Source organism: Phytohabitans sp. LZ39 (genome assembly GCF_059359075.1).
The window spans coordinates 73,365-91,015 of sequence record NZ_JCADBM010000018.1; the positions used below are offsets into that span (position 1 = coordinate 73,365).

The 17,651-nt window shown below is 72.9% G+C and carries 16 protein-coding genes; 7 read left to right on the forward strand and 9 right to left on the reverse strand.

Annotated features, from left to right (window positions below):
• The first annotated feature begins 42 nt into the window (after window positions 1–42).
• Genes cobC through cobA form a run of 3 tightly spaced genes read left to right on the forward strand, consistent with a single transcriptional unit; the run spans window position 43 to window position 3,385 of the window.
• Window positions 43–1,110: an Rv2231c family histidinol phosphate aminotransferase CobC gene (gene cobC / locus AC5L36_RS30260; protein ID WP_441219796.1), complete on the forward strand. Its 1,068-nt coding sequence runs from the start codon at window positions 43–45 to the stop codon at window positions 1,108–1,110.
• Window positions 1,110–2,147, forward strand: coding sequence for a nicotinate-nucleotide--dimethylbenzimidazole phosphoribosyltransferase (gene cobT, locus AC5L36_RS30265; RefSeq protein WP_441219982.1), 1,038 nt, complete (start codon window positions 1,110–1,112; stop codon window positions 2,145–2,147). Before cobC ends, cobT begins: the two co-directional genes overlap by 1 nt.
• Entirely contained in the window at window positions 2,144–3,385 is a 1,242-nt protein-coding gene (gene cobA / locus AC5L36_RS30270; RefSeq protein WP_441219797.1) for a uroporphyrinogen-III C-methyltransferase, read from the forward strand. Before cobT ends, cobA begins: the two co-directional genes overlap by 4 nt.
• Here the strand turns inward: cobA and AC5L36_RS30275 are convergent, their stop codons facing one another.
• Both AC5L36_RS30275 and AC5L36_RS30280 read right to left on the reverse strand, forming a co-directional pair.
• A complete protein-coding gene (locus AC5L36_RS30275; protein WP_441219798.1) occupies window positions 3,386–3,958 on the reverse strand; it encodes a GNAT family N-acetyltransferase in 573 nt (190 codons plus the stop codon).
• The gene (locus AC5L36_RS30280; protein ID WP_441219799.1) at window positions 3,955–5,430 is read right to left on the reverse strand and encodes a cobyrinic acid a,c-diamide synthase CobB; all 1,476 of its coding nucleotides are present in this window, start codon (window positions 5,428–5,430) and stop codon (window positions 3,955–3,957) included. Before AC5L36_RS30280 ends, AC5L36_RS30275 begins: the two co-directional genes overlap by 4 nt.
• Before the next feature lie 105 nt (window positions 5,431–5,535).
• Here AC5L36_RS30280 and AC5L36_RS30285 point away from each other — a divergent pair, with 105 nt between their 5' ends.
• Both AC5L36_RS30285 and AC5L36_RS30290 read left to right on the forward strand, forming a co-directional pair.
• A complete protein-coding gene (locus AC5L36_RS30285) occupies window positions 5,536–6,267 on the forward strand; it encodes an SURF1 family cytochrome oxidase biogenesis protein (RefSeq protein WP_441219800.1) in 732 nt (243 codons plus the stop codon).
• A complete protein-coding gene (locus AC5L36_RS30290) occupies window positions 6,264–6,620 on the forward strand; it encodes a hypothetical protein (protein ID WP_441219801.1) in 357 nt (118 codons plus the stop codon). Before AC5L36_RS30285 ends, AC5L36_RS30290 begins: the two co-directional genes overlap by 4 nt.
• Before the next feature lie 219 nt (window positions 6,621–6,839).
• Here AC5L36_RS30290 and AC5L36_RS30295 read toward each other — a convergent pair whose 3' ends face one another.
• The 3 genes from AC5L36_RS30295 to AC5L36_RS30305 form a co-directional block, all read right to left on the reverse strand.
• Window positions 6,840–8,903, reverse strand: coding sequence for a putative bifunctional diguanylate cyclase/phosphodiesterase (locus tag AC5L36_RS30295; protein WP_441219802.1), 2,064 nt, complete (start codon window positions 8,901–8,903; stop codon window positions 6,840–6,842).
• A gap of 86 nt (window positions 8,904–8,989) precedes the next feature.
• Window positions 8,990–10,504 carry an ATP-dependent DNA ligase gene (locus AC5L36_RS30300; RefSeq protein WP_441219803.1) on the reverse strand — a complete coding sequence of 505 codons (1,515 nt, stop codon included), beginning with the start codon at window positions 10,502–10,504 and terminating at the stop codon, window positions 8,990–8,992.
• Between the two features lie 4 nt (window positions 10,505–10,508).
• A complete protein-coding gene (locus AC5L36_RS30305; RefSeq protein ID WP_441219804.1) occupies window positions 10,509–11,933 on the reverse strand; it encodes an MFS transporter in 1,425 nt (474 codons plus the stop codon).
• An 85-nt stretch (window positions 11,934–12,018) separates the two neighbouring features.
• Here AC5L36_RS30305 and AC5L36_RS30310 point away from each other — a divergent pair, with 85 nt between their 5' ends.
• Window positions 12,019–12,402, forward strand: a complete 384-nt coding sequence (locus AC5L36_RS30310) for a winged helix-turn-helix transcriptional regulator (RefSeq protein WP_441219805.1) — start codon at window positions 12,019–12,021, stop codon at window positions 12,400–12,402.
• Here the strand turns inward: AC5L36_RS30310 and AC5L36_RS30315 are convergent.
• Genes AC5L36_RS30315 through AC5L36_RS30325 form a run of 3 tightly spaced genes read right to left on the reverse strand, consistent with a single transcriptional unit; the run spans window position 12,386 to window position 15,209 of the window.
• On the reverse strand, window positions 12,386–13,033 hold the full coding sequence (locus tag AC5L36_RS30315) for an NAD-dependent epimerase/dehydratase family protein (RefSeq protein WP_441219806.1): 648 nt from the start codon (window positions 13,031–13,033) through the stop codon (window positions 12,386–12,388). The two genes, AC5L36_RS30310 and AC5L36_RS30315, sit on opposite strands and share 17 nt — an antisense overlap.
• On the reverse strand, window positions 13,030–14,109 hold the full coding sequence (locus AC5L36_RS30320; RefSeq protein WP_441219807.1) for a winged helix DNA-binding domain-containing protein: 1,080 nt from the start codon (window positions 14,107–14,109) through the stop codon (window positions 13,030–13,032). Before AC5L36_RS30320 ends, AC5L36_RS30315 begins: the two co-directional genes overlap by 4 nt.
• A complete protein-coding gene (locus tag AC5L36_RS30325) occupies window positions 14,106–15,209 on the reverse strand; it encodes an epoxide hydrolase family protein (RefSeq protein ID WP_441219808.1) in 1,104 nt (367 codons plus the stop codon). The genes AC5L36_RS30320 and AC5L36_RS30325 overlap by 4 nt, the downstream gene beginning before the upstream one ends.
• Before the next feature lie 63 nt (window positions 15,210–15,272).
• Here AC5L36_RS30325 and AC5L36_RS30330 point away from each other — a divergent pair, with 63 nt between their 5' ends.
• On the forward strand, window positions 15,273–16,229 hold the full coding sequence (locus AC5L36_RS30330) for a helix-turn-helix transcriptional regulator (protein ID WP_441219809.1): 957 nt from the start codon (window positions 15,273–15,275) through the stop codon (window positions 16,227–16,229).
• 65 nt (window positions 16,230–16,294) lie between these two features.
• Here the strand turns inward: AC5L36_RS30330 and AC5L36_RS30335 are convergent, their stop codons facing one another.
• Window positions 16,295–17,641, reverse strand: a complete 1,347-nt coding sequence (locus AC5L36_RS30335; RefSeq protein ID WP_441219983.1) for a dipeptidase — start codon at window positions 17,639–17,641, stop codon at window positions 16,295–16,297.
• Between the last annotated feature and the right edge of the window lie 10 nt (window positions 17,642–17,651).

Here is a 17,651-nt window from a genome sequence, read left to right on the forward strand (position 1 = left end):
GTAGGACAAAGCCCGTCAAGACATGATCTAAAGACGCAAAACATGCCGCGCGCCGGGATCGGCGATCGCTCCTTCATCCTGGACGGTATGGATCTCGGGTTTCACGGCGACCTCGAAGTCGGCTCGGGCTTGGTCGATCTCGCGGTCAACGTGCGCCGGGCGCCGATGCCGCCGTGGCTGGCCGAGCCGATCGCGGCCTCGCTCGCCGACCTCGCCGCGTACCCCGATCCGGCCCCGGCCACCGCGGCGGTCGCCGCTCGCCACACCCGCCCGGTGGACGAGGTGCTGCTCACCGCCGGTGCCGCGCAGGGCTTCGTGCTGCTGGCCCAGGCGCTGCGCGGGGTGCGGCGGCCGGTGGTGGTACACCCGCAGTTCACCGAGCCGGAGGCGGCGCTGCGGCACGCCGGCCACGAGGTGACTCGGGTGCTCCTTCCGGAGGGATCCGGCTTCGCGCTCGACCCGGCGCTCGTGCCGGACGACGCCGACCTCGTCTTCGTCGGCAACCCCACCAACCCGACCTCGGTACTTCACCCCGTGCAGGCGGTGGCCGCCCTCGCCCGCCCGGGGCGGGTGCTGGTGGTGGACGAGGCGTTCGCGGACACCAGCGGCGAGGCCGAGTCGCTGGCCGGCCGCCGCGACCTGCCCGGGCTCGTCGTCGTACGCAGCCTCACCAAGACGTGGGGGCTGGCCGGGCTACGGATCGGCTACCTGCTCGGGCCGGCCGACCTGCTGGCGCGGCTCGCCGCCGTACAGCCGCTGTGGGCCGTCTCCACGCCCGCGCTGGCCGCGGCCGCCGCATGTGCGAGCCCGGCCGCTGTCGCGGCCGAGCGGGAGATCGCCAGCACGCTCGCCGCCGATCGCGACCACCTGGTGGCCGCGCTGGGCGGTCTGCCCGGCGTCACCGTCCAAGGGCGGCCGGCGTCGTCGTTCGTCCTCGTCCACGTGCCCGATGGCGGCCGTGTCCGGCTGGCCCTCCGGGACTTGGGGTACGCGGTGCGGCGCGGCGACACTTTTCCCGGGCTGGGCGCCGACTGGCTACGGATCGCGGTACGGGACACTGCGATCACCGATGGTTTCGTCTCGGCCCTGCGGAAGACACTGGAGGCGTGATGATCGAGGGCATTTCTCCCCTGGACCAAGGGGCGATGGAGGCAGCACGCGCCCTGCACGCGCGGCTCACCAAGCCGGCGGGCTCGCTCGGCGCGCTGGAAGAGCTCTCCGTGCGCCTGGCCGGGCTGGCCGGTGAGTGCCCGCCCCCACTGCCCGAGCCGGCCGCGGTGGCGATCTTCGCGGGCGACCACGGCGTACACGCCCAAGGGGTGACACCCTGGCCGCAGGAGGTGACCGGCCAGATGGTGGCCAACTTCCTGTCCGGCGGCGCGGTGGTCAACGCGTTCGCCCGGCAGATCGGCGCCTCGGTGACGGTCGTCGACGTCGGCGTGCTCGACGAGCTCGGTGAGGGGCCCGGCCTCGTCGCCGCCAAGGTGCGCGCCGGCACGCGAGACATGACCGCGCAGGCGGCGCTCACCCGCGACGAAGTGTCGGCCGCGCTGGAGACCGGCGCACGGGTCGCGTTCAGGCTCGTGGACGAGGGCGCGCGGGCGCTGGTCACCGGCGACATGGGCATCGCCAACACGACGCCCGCCGCGGCGCTGATCGCGGCGTTCACCGGTGCGAGCGCCGACGCTGTCACCGGGCGGGGCACGGGCATCGACGACTACCGGTACGCCCGGAAGGTGGCCGTCGTCCGCGCCGCGCTCGAGACGCACAAGCCCGACCCGGCCGACCCGGTGGGCGTGCTGGCGGCGGTCGGCGGGCTGGAACACGCGGCCATCGCCGGCTTCATCCTGGGCGGCGCCTCCCGCCGGGTACCCGTGATCCTGGACGGGGTGATCGCGGTCTCGGCCGCGCTCGCGGCGGCGGCGCTGGCCCCCGACGCGGTCGGCGCGATGGTGGCCGGCCACCGCTCGGCCGAGCCGGGCGCGACGGTGGCACTGGCCCACCTCGACCTCGAGCCGCTCATCGACCTCGGCCTGCGCCTCGGCGAAGGCACCGGCGCGGTGCTCGCCGTGCCGATCGTGGCGAGCGCGGTGCGGGTGCTGCACGAGGTGGCGACGTTCGACTCCGCGGGAGTGTCCGAAAAGTGACGAGTCCGTACCCACTCGCCCTGCTCCTCCAGGGACGCCGCGTGCTCGTCGTCGGCGGCGGCGCGGTCGCCACCCGGCGGGTGCCCGCGCTGCTCGACGCGGGCGCGCGGGTCGAGGTGGTCAGCCCGCACCTGACCCCGGCGCTGCGCGCGCTCGTCGACGCCGGCCGGGTGCGGTGGAGCGAGCGACGCTTCCAAGCCTCCGATGTGGACGGTGCCTGGCTGGTACAGGTGGCCGTCGACGACCGGGCCGCCGCGGCGGCGGTGAGCGCGGCGGCGCTGGAGCGGCGGGTCTTCTGCGTGCGCGCGGACGACCGGCACGCGGCCACCGCCTGGACGCCCGCCACCACCCGGCACGGCGCGGTCACCGTCGCCGTCACCGCCGGCGGCGACCCGCCCCGCGCCGTGGTGATCCGCGACGCGATCCGCGAGGGCCTGCTGGACGGCACGCTGCCCGGCTGCGCGACGCCCGCCGGCCTCTCCGACGCCCCCGCGCGCGAGGTGCTCGGCGGCGGCCGGGTCGTACTCGTCGGCGCCGGACCCGGCGACCCCGAGCTGATCACGGTCAAGGGCCGGCGCCTGCTGGCCGAGGCGGACGTTGTCGTCGCCGACCGGCTCGTGCCCGGCCTGCTCCTCGACGAACTGCGGCCCGAGGTGGAGCTGGTGGACGCCTCGAAGATCCCGTACGGCCCGGCCAAAGCACAGGAGGAGATCAACCGCATCCTCGTCGAACGCGCCGCAGCCGGCCTCATGGTGGTCCGCCTCAAGGGCGGGGACCCGTACGTCTTCGGCCGCGGCGGCGAGGAGGCGATCGCCTGCGCCCAGGCCGGCGTGCCGGTCACCGTGGTGCCCGGCGTGACGAGCTCGGTGGCCGCACCGGCCGTGGCCGGCATCCCGGTGACGCACCGCGGGGTGGCGCACGAGTTCACGGTGGTGAGCGGGCACGTCGCCCCGTCGGACCCGTCCTCCCTTGTGGACTGGCCGGCGCTGGCCCGGATGCGGGGCACGCTGGTGGTGCTGATGGGCCTCAAGAACCTGCCGAAGATCGCCGCCACGCTGCTCGCTCACGGCCGCGCGCCGGAGACCCCGGCCGCGGTCGTCCAGGAGGGCACGACAGGGGCGCAGCGGGTGCTCCGCACGGTGTTGTCGGAGGTCGCGGCGGAGACGGCCGAGGCGGGCTTCCGCCCACCCGCGATCGTCGTCGTCGGCGAGGTCGTCGACGTCCTCCCGGCCGGGTGACTACGAGCCGAGGTCTGCCTTGACGAGCGACCAGACCTCCAGGTCGACCCGTCCACTGTGTACGTGGCCGGCGTTGCGGAGCAGCCCCTCGTACGTGAAGCCGGCCTTCTCCGCGACCCGCCGCGACGCCGTGTTGCCCGGGGCCACGCGCAGCTCGATCCGCTGAAACCCGTGCTCCAGCAGCAACGCGATCGCGAGCGCGTCGACCGCCTCGGCGGCGACCCCGAAGCCGCGCGTGTCGGGCGCGATCGCGTACGACACCTCGGTGACCTTCGCGACCCAGTCGGTGCGCTTGGTCCACAGGCAACCGACGAGCCGCTCGTCTTCGCGCCGCACCACCGCGTAGTGGTCGCCGGCACCGCTGTCGCGCCGCTCCTGGGCGCTCTCGGAGCACCACGCGACGCCCTCGATCTGCCCGAACTCGCGCGGGAACGGCAACCACCGCTGGGTCTGCTTGTCGACGAAGACCTCGGTGACCGTCTTCGCGTCGGTGACCTCGACGGGGCGCACGAGTACGCGCGGGGTCGACACGGTCAGCGACGGAAACCGCCGCACCGCGACGTGTCCAGTCACGATTGAACCTCACCACTCGGGCTGACCGAAGGTTGAGCGTCGGGCGCGGCCGCCGGGCCAGGCTGCGCGGGCAGCTCGGCCGTGTCCGTGACCGGAGCCGGCACGGCGGGAGCGACCTCCGCCGGCGCGGCGGCCGCCACGAGCCGGTGGGCGATCTCGGGCGCGCCGGCCCAGTGGAGCATGAGCTGGGAGGCGTGCACGCGGCGCCACACGAAGCCCTCCGGTGTGCTGCCACCCCAGGTCCAGGCGGGGGTCTGGCCGGCGCGCGGGTTGAGCACGCCGCGGTGCTGCTTGTAGCCGACCATGCGGGCGCCGAGCTGGGCGACCGGGGTGGACGCGCGGGCGGTCGCCTCGCGGTAGCCGACGACGATCTGGTCGGTGCTCATGCCGGTGGCCTCGACGACCCCACACATCGGCCGGCCGTCGAACTCACGGGCCAGCCACAGCACGCCCGCCCCCTCGGCGATCACCGGGCGGCCGGCTTGGGCGAGGGCGGCGACCTCCGTACACAGGCGGCGGTTGGCGGAAAGCTCCTCCGCGTACGACTCGGGCAGGCCACCGCCGACCACCAGCGCGTCCGTGCCCTCGGGGAGGTGCTCGTCGCGCAGCGGGTCGACCAGCACGACGTGTGCGCGGGCGGCGGTGAGCAGCTCGGCCGTCTCCGCGTACGAGTAGGACATCTGCGGACCGCCGGCGAGGGCGACGACCGGACGGCGCCCGACCGCGACGGCGGGGCTCTCCCCACGCGCGGTCCACGGCTCGACGCCGAGCTGGGGCGCGGAGCGGGCGAGCGCGACGAGCCGGTCGAGGTCGACCGCGCCGGTGATGCCCTCGCCCAGCCGCCGCACGCCGCGGGCCGCCTCGACATTCCGATGCACCACCGGCACCACGCCGTCGTGCCGGGACGGGAGGGCGGCGGGCAGGTCGCGGCGGCGCAGCGCACCGAAGACGGGCACGCCGATGTCGTCGAGCGCCTCGCGCAGCAGCTGCTCGTGTCGGTCGGAGGCGACCCGGTTGAGGATCACGCCACCGAGCCACAGCACCTCGTCGTACGCCCGGAAGCCGTGCACCAGCGCGGCGACCGACTGGCCCATCGCGCCGACGTCGACCACGAGGATGACCGGTGCGCGCAGGGTGGCGGCGACGCCGGCCGTGGAGTGCGAGTCGGCGCGGCCGGTGAGGCTGTCGAAGAGGCCCATCGTGCCCTCGACCACCGCGATGTCGGCGCCGCTCGCACCGTGTGCGAAGAGCGGGGCGACCCGCGCCGGGCCGACCAGCCGGGGGTCGAGGTTGCGGCCGGGCCGGCCGGCGGCGAGGCCAAGGTACGCGGCGTCGGTGTGGTCCGGTCCGATCTTGAAGCCGGCGGCGCGCATGCCCCGGCCGGCCAGCGCCGCGAGGAGGCCCACGGCCACGGCGGTCTTGCCGTGTCCGGACGATGGCGCGCTCACCACGACGCGCGGCACAGCGGTCATCGACGTCTCCTCCCCCAAACGGCCCGCGACCACCAACGGTGGGGCCGGAACCACAATCGGCCGGGACCAGAGTAGTGCCTGAGATCACACGAGTAGCCTCGTGCTGTGTACCGGTTCCTCTTGACCCCCCGCTGGCTGGGCTTTGCCGCCCTCATCGGCGTGGCGGCCGTCGTCATGGTGCTGCTCGGCAACTGGCAGCTGCACCGGTACCAGCAGCGCAGTGCGACCAACGAACGGATCGACGAGTCGTCACGGGTCGCGCCGATCGCGCTGCCGGAGGAGGTGCCCGCGGCATGGACGCGGGTGACTGTCACCGGCCAGTACGACACGGCCAACGAGATCCTCGTCCGTGGCCGCACGGTCGACGGATCGGTGGGCTTCGAGGTGGTCACCCCGCTGGTCCGCACCGACGGTCCGACGGTCCTGGTCGACCGGGGCTGGGTGCCGCCCGCACCCGGCGGCGCGGTCGCCATGCCGAAGGTGCCGGCCGCGCCCACCGGCGAGGTGACCGTGGTCGGCCGGGTGCACCTGAGCGAGAGCCGGCCCGACTCGGTGACCCGCCGCGAGGGCAAGATCGAGACGCGCCGGATCGGCGTGGCGCGGCTGGCCGAGGAGCTGCCCTACCCCGTCTACGGCGCGTACGTGCTGAGCGAAAAACCCGCCGACGGCTTCACCGAGGTCACCATCCAGCACGAAAACTCCTGGCAGAACGCCGGGTACGTGCTCCAGTGGTGGCTCTTCGCGGCCCTCGCGGTGGCCGGCTTCGGCTGGACCGTCTACCGCGAGGCACACCCGAAGGCGGAGCCGGTCGACCGCGCGGAGCTGGCGACCGCATGAGCGACCCGGTCGTCGCCCTGATCGGGGAGATCGCGGTGACCCCCACGGCCGTGCGCACACCGGCCGGCGAGATCCCGCTGGCCGAGTCGAGCTGGCAGGTCTCCGACTTCTGGCAGACCGAGCAGAAGACGCCCACCTGGGCGATCGTGGCCGCGGTGCTGGGCTTCTGCGTGCTGGCCTTCTTCAGCCTGCTCTTCCTGCTGGTCAAGCAGACCGTCTACAAAGGCATCGTGCAGGTGACGGTGACCAACGGCCCGCGGCAGTACGTCGCCCGCATCCCGGTCACCACCCAGGAGCAGGTGCAACAGATCCACAACCAGGTCAACTACGTCCGCTCGCTGGCCGCCCTGTAGAGACCTTCCGGGCACGAGCCCTCACCCTGAGGAAGCCCTCTAGGGATTTCCCGGGTCCGCGTCAGCTCCGGACCACCGCTCCCGCCGGAGACCGCGCAGGCCGGCGGCTCGCAGAGCGAGCCGAGATCCCCGACCTCCGCTGCCAGCCCCGCGCGACAAGCCCAACCCCCTCGCCGGCAAGGGTCACCTCCGGAAGTCGCGACCGAGCGTGATTTCGCGCTATGTCGTTGGATGAAGATCGCCCAGCGCGACCTCGTCGGGTGAGACGGCGCGGCCGTAGTGCCAGCCTTGCGCCATGTCGCAGCCGAGCTTGCGCAGGGCCGCGGCCTGGGCCGCCGTCTCCACGCCTTCGGCGGTCACGGTCAGCTTGAGCTTGTGGGCCAGGCGGATCAGGGCGGAAAGGATCTCCTGGTCGGTCTGGTCGGGACCGCCCGGCGCGCGCAGCCCCGCCATGAAGCGCCCGGCCAGCTTGAGCGCGTGTACCGGCAGGTCGCGCAGGTACGCAAGGTTGGAGTAGCCGGTGCCGAAGTCGTCGATCGCGATCCGCACGCCCATCTCGGCGAGCGCGTGGAGGGTGCGCAGCGGCTGGCCGGCGCTGCCCATCACCGAGCTCTCGGTCACCTCCAGCTGGAGTGCCTCGGGCTCGAGGCCGGTCTCGGCGAGCGCCTCCTTGACCGCGTCGACGAAGCCCTCGTCACGCACCTGGCGCACCGCGATGTTGACGCTCATCAGCAGCGGCCGCCCCGGGTGCCCATCCCGCCACGCGCGGGCCTGGTGGCATGCCTCGGTGAGCACCCACTGCCCCAGCGGAGCGATCGCGCCGGTCTCCTCGGCCAGCTCGATGAAGCGGTTGGGACCGAGCACCCCGAGCTCCGGATGGCGCCACCGCACCAGCGCCTCGGTGCCGACCACGACGGCGTCGTCGAGGCGCACCAGCGGCTGGTACTCCACAAAAAACTCGCGCCGGGCGAGTGCCTCGGGCAGTTGGCCGGAGAGCCGGTAGCGGCTGACATCGGAGGCGTGCCGGTCGGCGTCGAAGATCGCCCACCGGTCCCGCCCGTCGGCCTTGGCCCAGTAGAGCGTGGTGTCGGCGGCCTTCATCAGCTCGGCCGCGTCGGTGCCCTCGACCGGCCGGTCGACCACGCCCACGCTGGCCGAGACGTTGAGCACGTGGCCGCCGAGGTGCACCGGCGCGCGTACCGCGTCGAGGGCGAGCTCGGCCACCCGTACGACGTCGGCGGTGTCCTTGGCCTGTGCGACGAGCACGACGAACTCGTCGCCGCCCATCCGGGCCACGAGGTGGCCGCTCGGGGTGAGCCGCGCGGCGAGCCGGCTGGCCACCGTGCGGATCAGCTCGTCGCCGGCGTCGTGCCCGAGCGTGTCGTTGATCGCCTTGAAGCCGTCGAGGTCGAGGTAGCAGATGCCGACCCGGGCCTCGGGCTCCGGGGTGATCAGGGCGCCGGTCAGCCGTTCGAAGAAGAGCGTGCGGTTGGGCAGGTCGGTGAGCGGGTCGTGCATGGCCTGGTGGCGCAGCTGCTGCTGGAGCGAGCGGCGCTCGGTGACGTCTTCGACCATGGCCACCGCGTACAGCGGCGTGCCGTCCCGCCCCCGGATCAGCGAGACCACCAGGTCGGTCCAGATCCGGCCGCCGTCCGCCCGCCGGTAGGGCCGCTCGGTGCGGTAGTGGTCGCGGTCGCGTAGCCCGCCCGGTGGCAGGAACGCGCCGGCCGGGAGGGCGAGAAACTGGTCCCGCCGGTACCCGAACATCGCGCACAGCGCCCTGTTGACCTCCAGCAGCCGGCCGTCCAGCGCGGCGATGCCGATGCCGATCGCGGCCTCGGCGAAGACCGCCTGGAAGCGCGCCTCGCTGGCCAGCCGGGCCTCCTCGGCCTCGATCCGGGCGGCCAGCGCGGCGGCGTAGATGTCCTCCTGCTCGCTGAGCGTCCGCTCGCGCAGCGCCTCGGCGTATCCGGCGGCGAGCGCGCCCAGCAGCAGGCCGAGGCGGGAGCCCTTGCCGATCGACTCGGCGTACGCGCCGAGCTGGTCGTCGAGCACCACGAGCGTGCGGTCGAGCGAGGCGGGCTGGGTGAAGTGGGCGGCCACCAGCCCGGCACCGACCTCGTGCGCGGGGCTCGGGTCGGGCTTGTCGGCGACGAGCGCGTCGAGAAGGCGAGCTGCCGGACCCGCCAGGTGAACGGCCAGCTCGCCGGTCGTCATCGACACGAAGCTCGTCCACGCGATCGCGCGGGCCCAGTGCTGGGCGAGCCGCTCGGCGGTCACCATCGGCGCCCCCGTTCACCCACCTTTCAGGACAAAAACCCGGCACGCTACGGGCCAGCATAGGGGGCAACGCCGCTCGTGTGGAACTTTCACATCCCGGTGTGGATCGACCGCACAGCGTCGATGGTGTCCGCCTCCGCCGCCGTCTTGTCGTCGCGGTAGCGCAAGACGCGCGCGAAGCGAAGCGCCACCCCGCCCGGGTATCGCGGGCTCGCCTGCACGCCGTCGAACGCGACCTCGACCACCTGCTCCGGCCGCACGGTCACCACCCAGTCACCTTTATCGACCGCCAACTCCAGGAAGCGTTCAGTCTGCCACCGCAAGAGCTCGTCGGTGAGGCCTTTGAAGGTCTTGCCCAACATCACGAACCCGCCGGTCCGCGGATCGCGCGCGCCGAGGTGCAGATTGGACAGCCAGCCCTTGCGCCGCCCGTGTCCCCACTCGACGGCCAGCACCACCAGATCGAGGGTGTGTCGCGGCTTGACCTTGACCCAGGCCGCGCCGCGGCGCCCCACGTCGTACGCCGCGTCGGGCGACTTGACGACGACGCCCTCCTGGCCCGCGGCGAGTGCCGCCGCGAAGGCGTCCGCCGCTTCGGCCGGCGTGGTGACCGCGGTGCGGCCGACCAGCAGCGGCGCCGGCACCGCCTCGGCGAGCGCGGCCCACCGCTCCCGTCCAGGCGCGTCGAGCAGGTCGACGCCGTCGAGGTGGAGGAGATCGAAGAAGTACGGCGTGAGCGCGGTGACCGGCGCGCCCCGAGTGGCCGCGCGGCTGGCCGTCTCCTGGAACGGGCGCGGCCGCCCCGCCGCGTCCAGGGCCATCGCCTCGCCGTCGAGCACGAGCTCGCGGACCGGCAACGCGCGCACGGCCGCGACCACCTCGGGCAGCCGGGGCGTGATGTCGTCGAGGCTGCGGGTGAAGACACCGACCTCGTCGCCCGAGCGGTGCACCTGGATGCGGATGCCGTCGAGCTTGACGTCGACCACCGCGGGCACACCGGTGGCGGCGAGCGCGTCGTCGATCGAGGCCGCGCTCTGCGCCAGCATCGGGGCGAGCGGGCGGCCCACCCGCAGCGTGAACTCCGCGAGCGCCGCCGCTCCGCCGGTCAGCGCCGCCGCGGCCACCTCCTTGAGGTCACCGGCCAGCAGCAGCGCCCGCCGGACCAGCGTCACCGGCACCTCGCCGGCTCGGGCGATGGCGTCGACCAGCAGCCCGGCCTGGGCGCCCTGCCGCAGCTCGCCGCCGAACAGGCCGATGAGGTGGCGCTGCTCGTCGGCGGTGGCCGCGGCGAAGAGCGCCCCGACCAGCTCCCGGCGGCGGGCCTGCGAGCCGGCGCCGCCGACCTTGGAGATCTCCTCGATCGCCAGGTCGACGGCGGCCACGGTCAGGGTGGGCTCGGCAGCGGGTGGTGGCGCCTCCCGGAGGGTGGCCCAGCCGACGCCGGTCTGGCGCTGGCGCAGCTCCCCCGCCAGGTATGCCGACCCGGGCACGATCTCCTCCGGCTCCAGCCGGCGCAGGGCGTCGGCGAGCAGCTCGACCTTGGCCTTTCGGCTGGACGTCGCCGAGACCGCCGCCGAGGTGGCCACGAGATCCACAAAGCGCACGCCTTCACGGTAGTGGCCCGACCGACAATTCCGCGGCCACCGGATCGAGTTCGCGCCGCTCAGCCCGCTTGAGGCGCAGGACGAGGAACGCGCCCGCGACGGTCACCACCGCGGCCACCCAGCCGGCGGTACGCAGTCCGGCCACCAGGTCGGCGGCGGGCGCCGCGCCCTCGCCCACGTCGAGGCCGGCGTTCGCGACCGCCACCAGCGCGGCCAGGCCCACCGCGCCGCCGACCTGCTGCGACGTGGAGACCAGCGCCGACGCGACACCCTGCTCGGCGGCGGCGACGTCCGTGCCGCTGGCGAGGAAGACCATCGGGTACACCATGCCGGCGAACAGCCCGAGGAACACGATCCCGGGGAGCAGTCGCCAGTACGACCCGCCCGCCGACATGCCCGCGGCGACCGCCGCCATCGACAGGCCCGCGCCCAGGACGCCGGTGAACAGGGCACCGCGCATGCCGAGGCGGCTGAGCAGCACCGGGAGCAGCTTGGCGGCGCCCAGGATCGACATGACGCTCATCGGCAGGAACGCCAGGCCGGCGCCGAGCGCGCTGTACCCGAGCACCTCCTGCACGTCCATGTAGAAGAGGTAGTGCAGCGTGTTGATCGTGCCCATGAGCACGAAGATCAACGCCATCATCGTGACCAGGCTGCGTACGCCGAAGAGGCGCGGCGGGGCCAACGGGTCGCGGGCGGCCCGCTCGATCAGCACGAACGCGCCCAGCAGCAGCGCACCGAGCGCCAGCGCACCCGCACCGCGCGCCGAGCCCCAGCCCGCGTCCGGCCCGCTGGCCAGCCCGAAGACCACCAGCGTCGACCCGGCGGTGGCGACCAGCGCGCCGGGCAGGTCGAAGCCACCCCACGCGTAGCCACGCGCGTCCGGCGCCAGCACGCGCAGCGCGGCGGCGATCGCGGCCACCGTGAGCGGCGCGTTGACGAAGAACACCCACTCCCAGCCGAGGAAGTTGGTGATCACTCCGCCGGCCATCGGGCCGGCCACGGCGCCGGTGCTGCCGGCGACGCCCCACAGGCTCAGCGCCCGGTTGCGCGCGGGGCCGGCCGCGAATGTGTTGTTGATCAGGGCGAGCGTGGCCGGGAAGAGCAGCGCGCCACCCATGCCCTGCACCACTCGGGCAGCCACCAGCACGCCCGGGTCGCCCGCCAGGCCGCCGGCCAGCGAGGCGAGCCCGAAGACCCCCATGCCCAGCATGAACATCCGCCGGGCGCCGAGCCGGTCGACCGCTCGCCCGCCGAGCAGCAGGAGCCCGCCGAAGCCGACGGCGTACGCGCTGATCACCCACTGGAGCGACTGCGCGGTGAACCCGAGTTCGTGCCCGATGTCGGGCAACGCGACGTACACGATGTTGAAGTCGATCGAGATGATGAACGCGGCGAAGATCAACAACGCCAGCCTGAGCCTGTTCACGGGTAACCACCCATCTACTAGGTGCACGACTTGTAACAGCACCCATGATGTGTGACTATTAGCCCCGGCGTAAGGAGGCACTTAAATGTCCCAGGGAAACACGGATGTGACAGACCAGGCCTGCACCGTCCGCCAGGTGCTCGACAGCGTGGGCGGCAAGTGGAGCATCAGCATCCTGGTGGCCGCGTCGAAGGGGCCGGTCCGCTTCACCGAGCTGGAGCGGTCGATCGAGGGCATCAGCCGGCGCATGCTCACGCTCACCCTGCGCCAGTTGGAGCGTGACGGCCTGCTGGTCCGCACGGTTTACCCGACCGTCCCGCCCAAGGTGGAGTACACGGCGACCGACATCGCGCTGGAGCTCTACGAGTCGCTGGTCACGCTGACGACCTGGGCCGAGCGGCATCGCGCCACGATCGGCGCGGCGCGTATGGCATACGACCGGGAGCACACGCTCACGCCAGTGAGTTGATGTCCCTCGGGTCGAGGACACGCTTGGGCGCGCCGTGCCGAGCCGTGTTGAGCATGGCCAGCCCGATCAGCTCGGTCGTGGTGATCTGGTGGGGAAAGAGCCGCCGCAGCAGCGGCGCGATCGGCGCCACGAAGCGGTAGACGACCCGATAGAGCCGGGTCCTCGACGTGGCGCCGTACTTCGCCTGGATGAACCCGGGGCGAAACATGTACGCCTTCGGGAAGAGCTCCAGCAGCGCGTCTTCGGTCTGCTTCTTGACCCGCGCCCACATCGCCTTGCCGTCGGTGCCGGCGCCCGAGACGTAGACGAACGTGAGGTCCGGGCTGTCCGCCGCCAGCACCCGGGCGGCGGCCATCGTCACGTCGTACGTGATCCGCCGGTAGTCGGCCTCGCTCATGCCGGTCGAGGAAACGCCGAGGCAGAAGAAACACGCGTCCAGGCCGGCCAGCTCGCCCGCGATCGGCGACAGGTCGAGCAGGTCCTTGTGGACGACATCGCGCAGCTTTTCGTGCGTTACCCCGGTCGGCGTGCGCCCGACCGTCACCACACTCTCCACATCGGGTGCGAGCAGGCACTCGCGCAGCACGCCCTGCCCGAGCATGCCGGTCGCGCCGAAGACGACGACTCTCACGCCGCTGAACCTACCGCCACATCGGACGGATCGGCGCCCGGCGCGACCAACGCGAGCAGCCGCGCCCCCTCCTTCTCGATCGCGCTCCGGTCGCGCTTGGTGACCCGGCCGAAGGGCTGCACCGTGAGCCGCCGCTTCGCGATCGTCCAGGTGCCGGCCACCACCCCGTCGACGAGGACCGCCCGCACGAGCCGGTGCCGGATCATGTGCTCCCGGTGCGCGTCGGCGATCACCCGGGTGCGGTCGGCGTGCGAGAAGAGCACGTTGTCGAAGTCGGCGAGCAGGCGCACCGGCGCCGGTGTGTCCGGGTCGGGTCGGGGCGCGTCCGGCAGGTCGAAGACGTCGCGCCCCGCCTCGTCGCGAAAGCGGGCGAGCGGGAGGCCGTGCACCACCTCGCGCAACCCGGTGAGGCCGGACCAGGTCTGCACGTCCTGCACGGTCGCCGGCCCGAACGCGCCAAGATAGCGGGTCACCAGCGCAGCCGGGTCCATCGCGGACATCGGCTCACCGGTCCACGCCTCGAGCGTGGTGAGCACCGGCTGCCCGCTGCGCCCCCACAGACCGCGCGGCGGCACCTGCACAAGCGGCAGGAGCCCGCGCACGCCATAGGCCAGCGACGCCGCCTCCCGCTCGGGCCACCGTTCCCGCAGGAGCGCCCCGAGCTCGGTACCAGATCGGGGTTGGGAAAGAAGCTCGCGCCCGGCGGCGGCCAACGCGGCGAGATCGAGGCCGGCCAGCGGCGCGGCGTGCATGGTGTTGGTCCGCAGGTCGCGGTCGTAGATCGGCTGGGTGAGCGGGCGGAGGCCGCGCGCGTCGCGGGCGGTGACCAGGTGGACCGTGCCGCGCATCAGCGCGATCCGCACCACCTGCCGGTCGCGCAGGAGCCCGCTCAGCTCCTCCGGGTCGAATGTGGACAGCCGGCTCCACAGCCCTAGGTAGGGCGCGTGCGGCGCCTGGCCCTGCATGCCGACGAGATGCTCGACCGCCTCGGCCACGCCCAGCGGCGCGCGCTCCAGCAGGTGCTGGCGGGCGAGCGTGGCGCGCCCGAGGGCGCGCCACGTCAGTGTCGCGGTCACCGCAACCCGTCGAAGAACGCGCGCACGTCACCGACCAGCGTCTCGGTCGCCAGGTGTGCGGCGTAGTGGCCGCCCGGCTCCTCGTACGCGTGCCAGGACACGATGTTGCTGTGGTCGCGCTCGGCGAACGTGCGCATCGACACGAAGTCGCCCTCGAACATCGCCACCCCCAGCGGCACGGTCGTCGGCTCGGCCGGCGCCTTGGCCTCGGCGGCGTGCGCGTCCTCGTAGTAGAAGCGCGTCGCCGAGGTGGCGGTGCCGGTCAGCCAGTAAAGCATGATGTTGGTGAGGATGAAGTCGTCGTCCACGTCCTCGCCGAAGAGCTGCGTGTTCCAGCCGAGCAGGCCGGCGGGCGAGTCGTAGATCGCGTACGCGAGGGTCTGCGGCTGCTGCGAGTGGAGGGTGTTGAAGGACATCTTGTTCTCGTAGAACCACTGCAACACCTCGAGGCCCTTGAACTCCTCGGGGCTGAGCTTCTCCATCTCGGCCGGGTCGCCGGAGGGAAACGAGAAGATCTGGGTCACGTGCACGCCCACCACGTGCTCCGGGTCGACGCGACCGATCTCGGGGCTGACCATCGAGCCGCCGTCGTTGCCCATCGCGCCGTACCTGTCGTAGCCGAGCCGCCGCATCAGCTCCGCCCACGCCCTGGCCGTGCGGTAGCGGCTCCAGCCCTTGTCGCTGGTCGGGCCGGAGAAGCCGAAGCCCGGCAGCGACGGGATCACCAGGTGGAAGTCGCGCGACAGCGGCTCGATCGCCCGGAGGTACTCCACGACCGAACCCGGCCACCCGTGCGTGACGATCAGCGGGAGAGCGTCCTCGCGGTCCGAACGGACGTGGATGAAGTGGATGTTCTGCCCGTCGATCGTGGTGGTGAACTGCGGGTACTTGTTCAGCTCCGCCTCCCACCGCCGCCACTCGTACCCGGTCCGCCAGTAGTCGGCCAGCCGCCGCACGTAGGCCACCGGCATCCCGTAGTCCCACCCGGCGCCGGCGATCTCGTCGGGCCAACGGGTGCGGTCGAGGCGCTCGCGGAGGTCGTCGAGTTGGGCCTGCGGGACGAAGATGCGAAACGGCTTGATCTCGGTGTTCTCTGTCATGCCGAGAACGCTACGGACCCTTCCGGTCAGCTCCTGTCCTAAAGGTCTGGCACGATTTTCCTCATGCTCGAGACATCGGCAAGACTCCTCCGCCTGCTCTCGTTGTTGCAGGGCAGGCGCGACTGGTCGGGCGCCGCGCTGGCCGAGCGGCTGGAGGTGAGCGAGCGCACCGTCCGCCGCGACGTCGACCGCCTCCGCGACCTCGGCTACCCAGTGCACGCCTCACGCGGCACCGACGGCGGCTACCGGCTCGGCGCGGGCGCCGCGATGCCGCCACTGCTACTCGATGACGACGAGGCGGTCGCCGTAGCGGTCGGCCTCCGCACGGCCGCCGGCGGCACCGTCGCGGGGATCGAGGAGACGTCGGTGCGCGCGCTGGCCAAGCTCGAACAGGTGCTGCCCGCCCGGCTACGCCACCGGGTGAACGCGCTCCAGTCCTTCACCGTGCCGGTGCCGCCCGATCGCTCCGGCCACACGGTCGACCCGGGAGTGCTCACGCTCCTGGCGGCCGCCTGCCGGGACGCCGAGCGCGTCCGCTTCGACTACCGCGGCCACGACGGCTCCGCCACGATCCGCTCGGTCGAGCCCCACCGCCTCGTCTCCTGGGGCCGCCGCTGGTACCTGGTGGCGTGGGACGTCGACCGCCAGGACTGGCGCACGTTTCGCGTCGACCGGATCGCCCCGCGCACCCCGACCGGCCCACGCTTCGCACCGCGGCCAGGTCCCCCCGGCGGCGCGGCCGAGCACGTGGCACGCGGCGTATCGGCGGCCGGCTGGCGGCACCACGCACGTGTGGTAGTGCACGCCCCCGCCGACGTGGTGGCCGAGCGCATCAACCCGGCGGTGGGCGTGGTCGAGGCGGTCGACGCACACAGGTGCGTGCTCGAGACAGGTGCCGACAGCATCACCACGCTCGCCGTTTACCTCGGGATGCTCGACGTCGACTTCGAGGTGACATCCCCACCCGAGCTGGTCTCCTACCTGCGCACCCTGTCCGACCGCTACGCCCGCGCGACCTAGCCACGGCCGCGAAGAATCTGAGCTACCGCGACGTCCGTCGCGGTAGCTCAAAGAAGTTTGATCCTCTAGGGCTTTCCCACGCTGGCGACGTTTGCGAGCAGGAGCGCCTCGGCGAGGCAGACCCGGGCGAACTCTCCAAGGTGGAGGCTCTCGTTCGGGCCGTGCGCCTGGGCGTGCGGGTCTTCGACGCCGGTGACCAGGATCGCCGCGACCGGAAACATCTCCTGGAAGGTCGCGATGAACGGGATCGACCCGCCCACGCCGATGTCCACCGGTGCGACGCCGTCCCACGCGGTGCGAAACGCCTCGCGCGCGGCGTCGAATATCGGGCCGCTCGCGTCGATCACGCAGGGCGAGCCGTCGTGCTCGAAGGTCACCTCGGCGTGCGCGCCCCACGACACGTGCTTTTCCAGGTGGGCCTTCATCGCCGCGTACGCGGTCTTGGGGTCGTCGCCGGGCGCCAGGCGGATGCTGATCTTCGCCTTGGCCGAGGGGGCGAGTGCGTTGGGCGCCTCGCTGGTGCGCGGGGCGTCGATGCCGAGCACCGAAACCGCCGGCTTGTGCCAGATCCGCTCGGTCAGCCGCCCGGTGCCCACAAAGGACACTCCGTCGAGCAGGCTGGCCTCCTCGCGCAGCCGCTCCTCGGGGTAGTCGACGGCCGTGGGCCCGGCCGAGATAAGCCCGTCGACGGCCACGTCGCCGGCCTCGTCGTGGAGCGTGGCGAGCAACTTGGCGAGCACGGTCAGCGAGTCGGGCACGGCACCGCCGAACATGCCGCTGTGCACGGCGTGGTCGGCGGTGCGCACCTCGACGAACATGTTGACGATGCCGCGCAGCGACGTGGTCAGCGCCGGCACGCCGATGTCCCAGTTGCCCGAGTCGGCGATCACGATGACGTCGGCGGCGAGGTCGTCGCGGTGCTCGGCGAGCAGCCGCTCCAGCGAGGCCGAGCCGAACTCCTCCTCGCCCTCCACGAAGATCACGACGCCCACCGGCAGGTCGTCGCCGAACGCGCGGAGGGCCGCCACGTGTGCCATCACGCCGGCCTTGTCGTCCGCGGCGCCGCGCGCGTACAGGCGCCCGTCGCGCTCGACCGGCACGAACGGGTCGCTCTCCCACAGCGCGAGGTCGCCGGTCGGCTGGACGTCGTGGTGCGCGTAGAGCAGCACGGTCGGCGCGCCGGGCGGGGCGGCCTTGCGCCCGATGACCGCGGGCAGACCGTCCGAACGCACGATCCTCGTATCGAGCCCGCAGCCGCGCAGCAACTCCGCCACCGCTTCGGCGGAACGCTCCACGTGGGAGTGGTCGAAGCCGTCGAACGCGATGCCGGGGATGCGGACGAGGCGTTCGAGATCGGCACGGACTCCGGGAAGCTCGCGCGTGATCGCCGCGCGCAGCTCAGGCTCGCTCAAGGTCATGCAG

What these genes read in the sequence shown, in the direction of transcription:
- cobC (WP_441219796.1), top strand. Translation starts at nt 43, where the DNA reads ATGCCGCGCGCCGGGATCGGCGATCGCTCCTTCATCCTGGACGGTATG.
- cobT (WP_441219982.1), top strand. Translation starts at nt 1,110, where the DNA reads ATGATCGAGGGCATTTCTCCCCTGGACCAAGGGGCGATGGAGGCAGCA.
- AC5L36_RS30280 (WP_441219799.1), bottom strand. Translation starts at nt 5,430, where the DNA reads ATGACCGCTGTGCCGCGCGTCGTGGTGAGCGCGCCATCGTCCGGACAC.
- AC5L36_RS30290 (WP_441219801.1), top strand. Translation starts at nt 6,264, where the DNA reads ATGAGCGACCCGGTCGTCGCCCTGATCGGGGAGATCGCGGTGACCCCC.
- AC5L36_RS30295 (WP_441219802.1), bottom strand. Translation starts at nt 8,903, where the DNA reads ATGGTGACCGCCGAGCGGCTCGCCCAGCACTGGGCCCGCGCGATCGCG.
- AC5L36_RS30310 (WP_441219805.1), top strand. Translation starts at nt 12,019, where the DNA reads ATGTCCCAGGGAAACACGGATGTGACAGACCAGGCCTGCACCGTCCGC.
- AC5L36_RS30325 (WP_441219808.1), bottom strand. Translation starts at nt 15,209, where the DNA reads ATGACAGAGAACACCGAGATCAAGCCGTTTCGCATCTTCGTCCCGCAG.
- AC5L36_RS30330 (WP_441219809.1), top strand. Translation starts at nt 15,273, where the DNA reads ATGCTCGAGACATCGGCAAGACTCCTCCGCCTGCTCTCGTTGTTGCAG.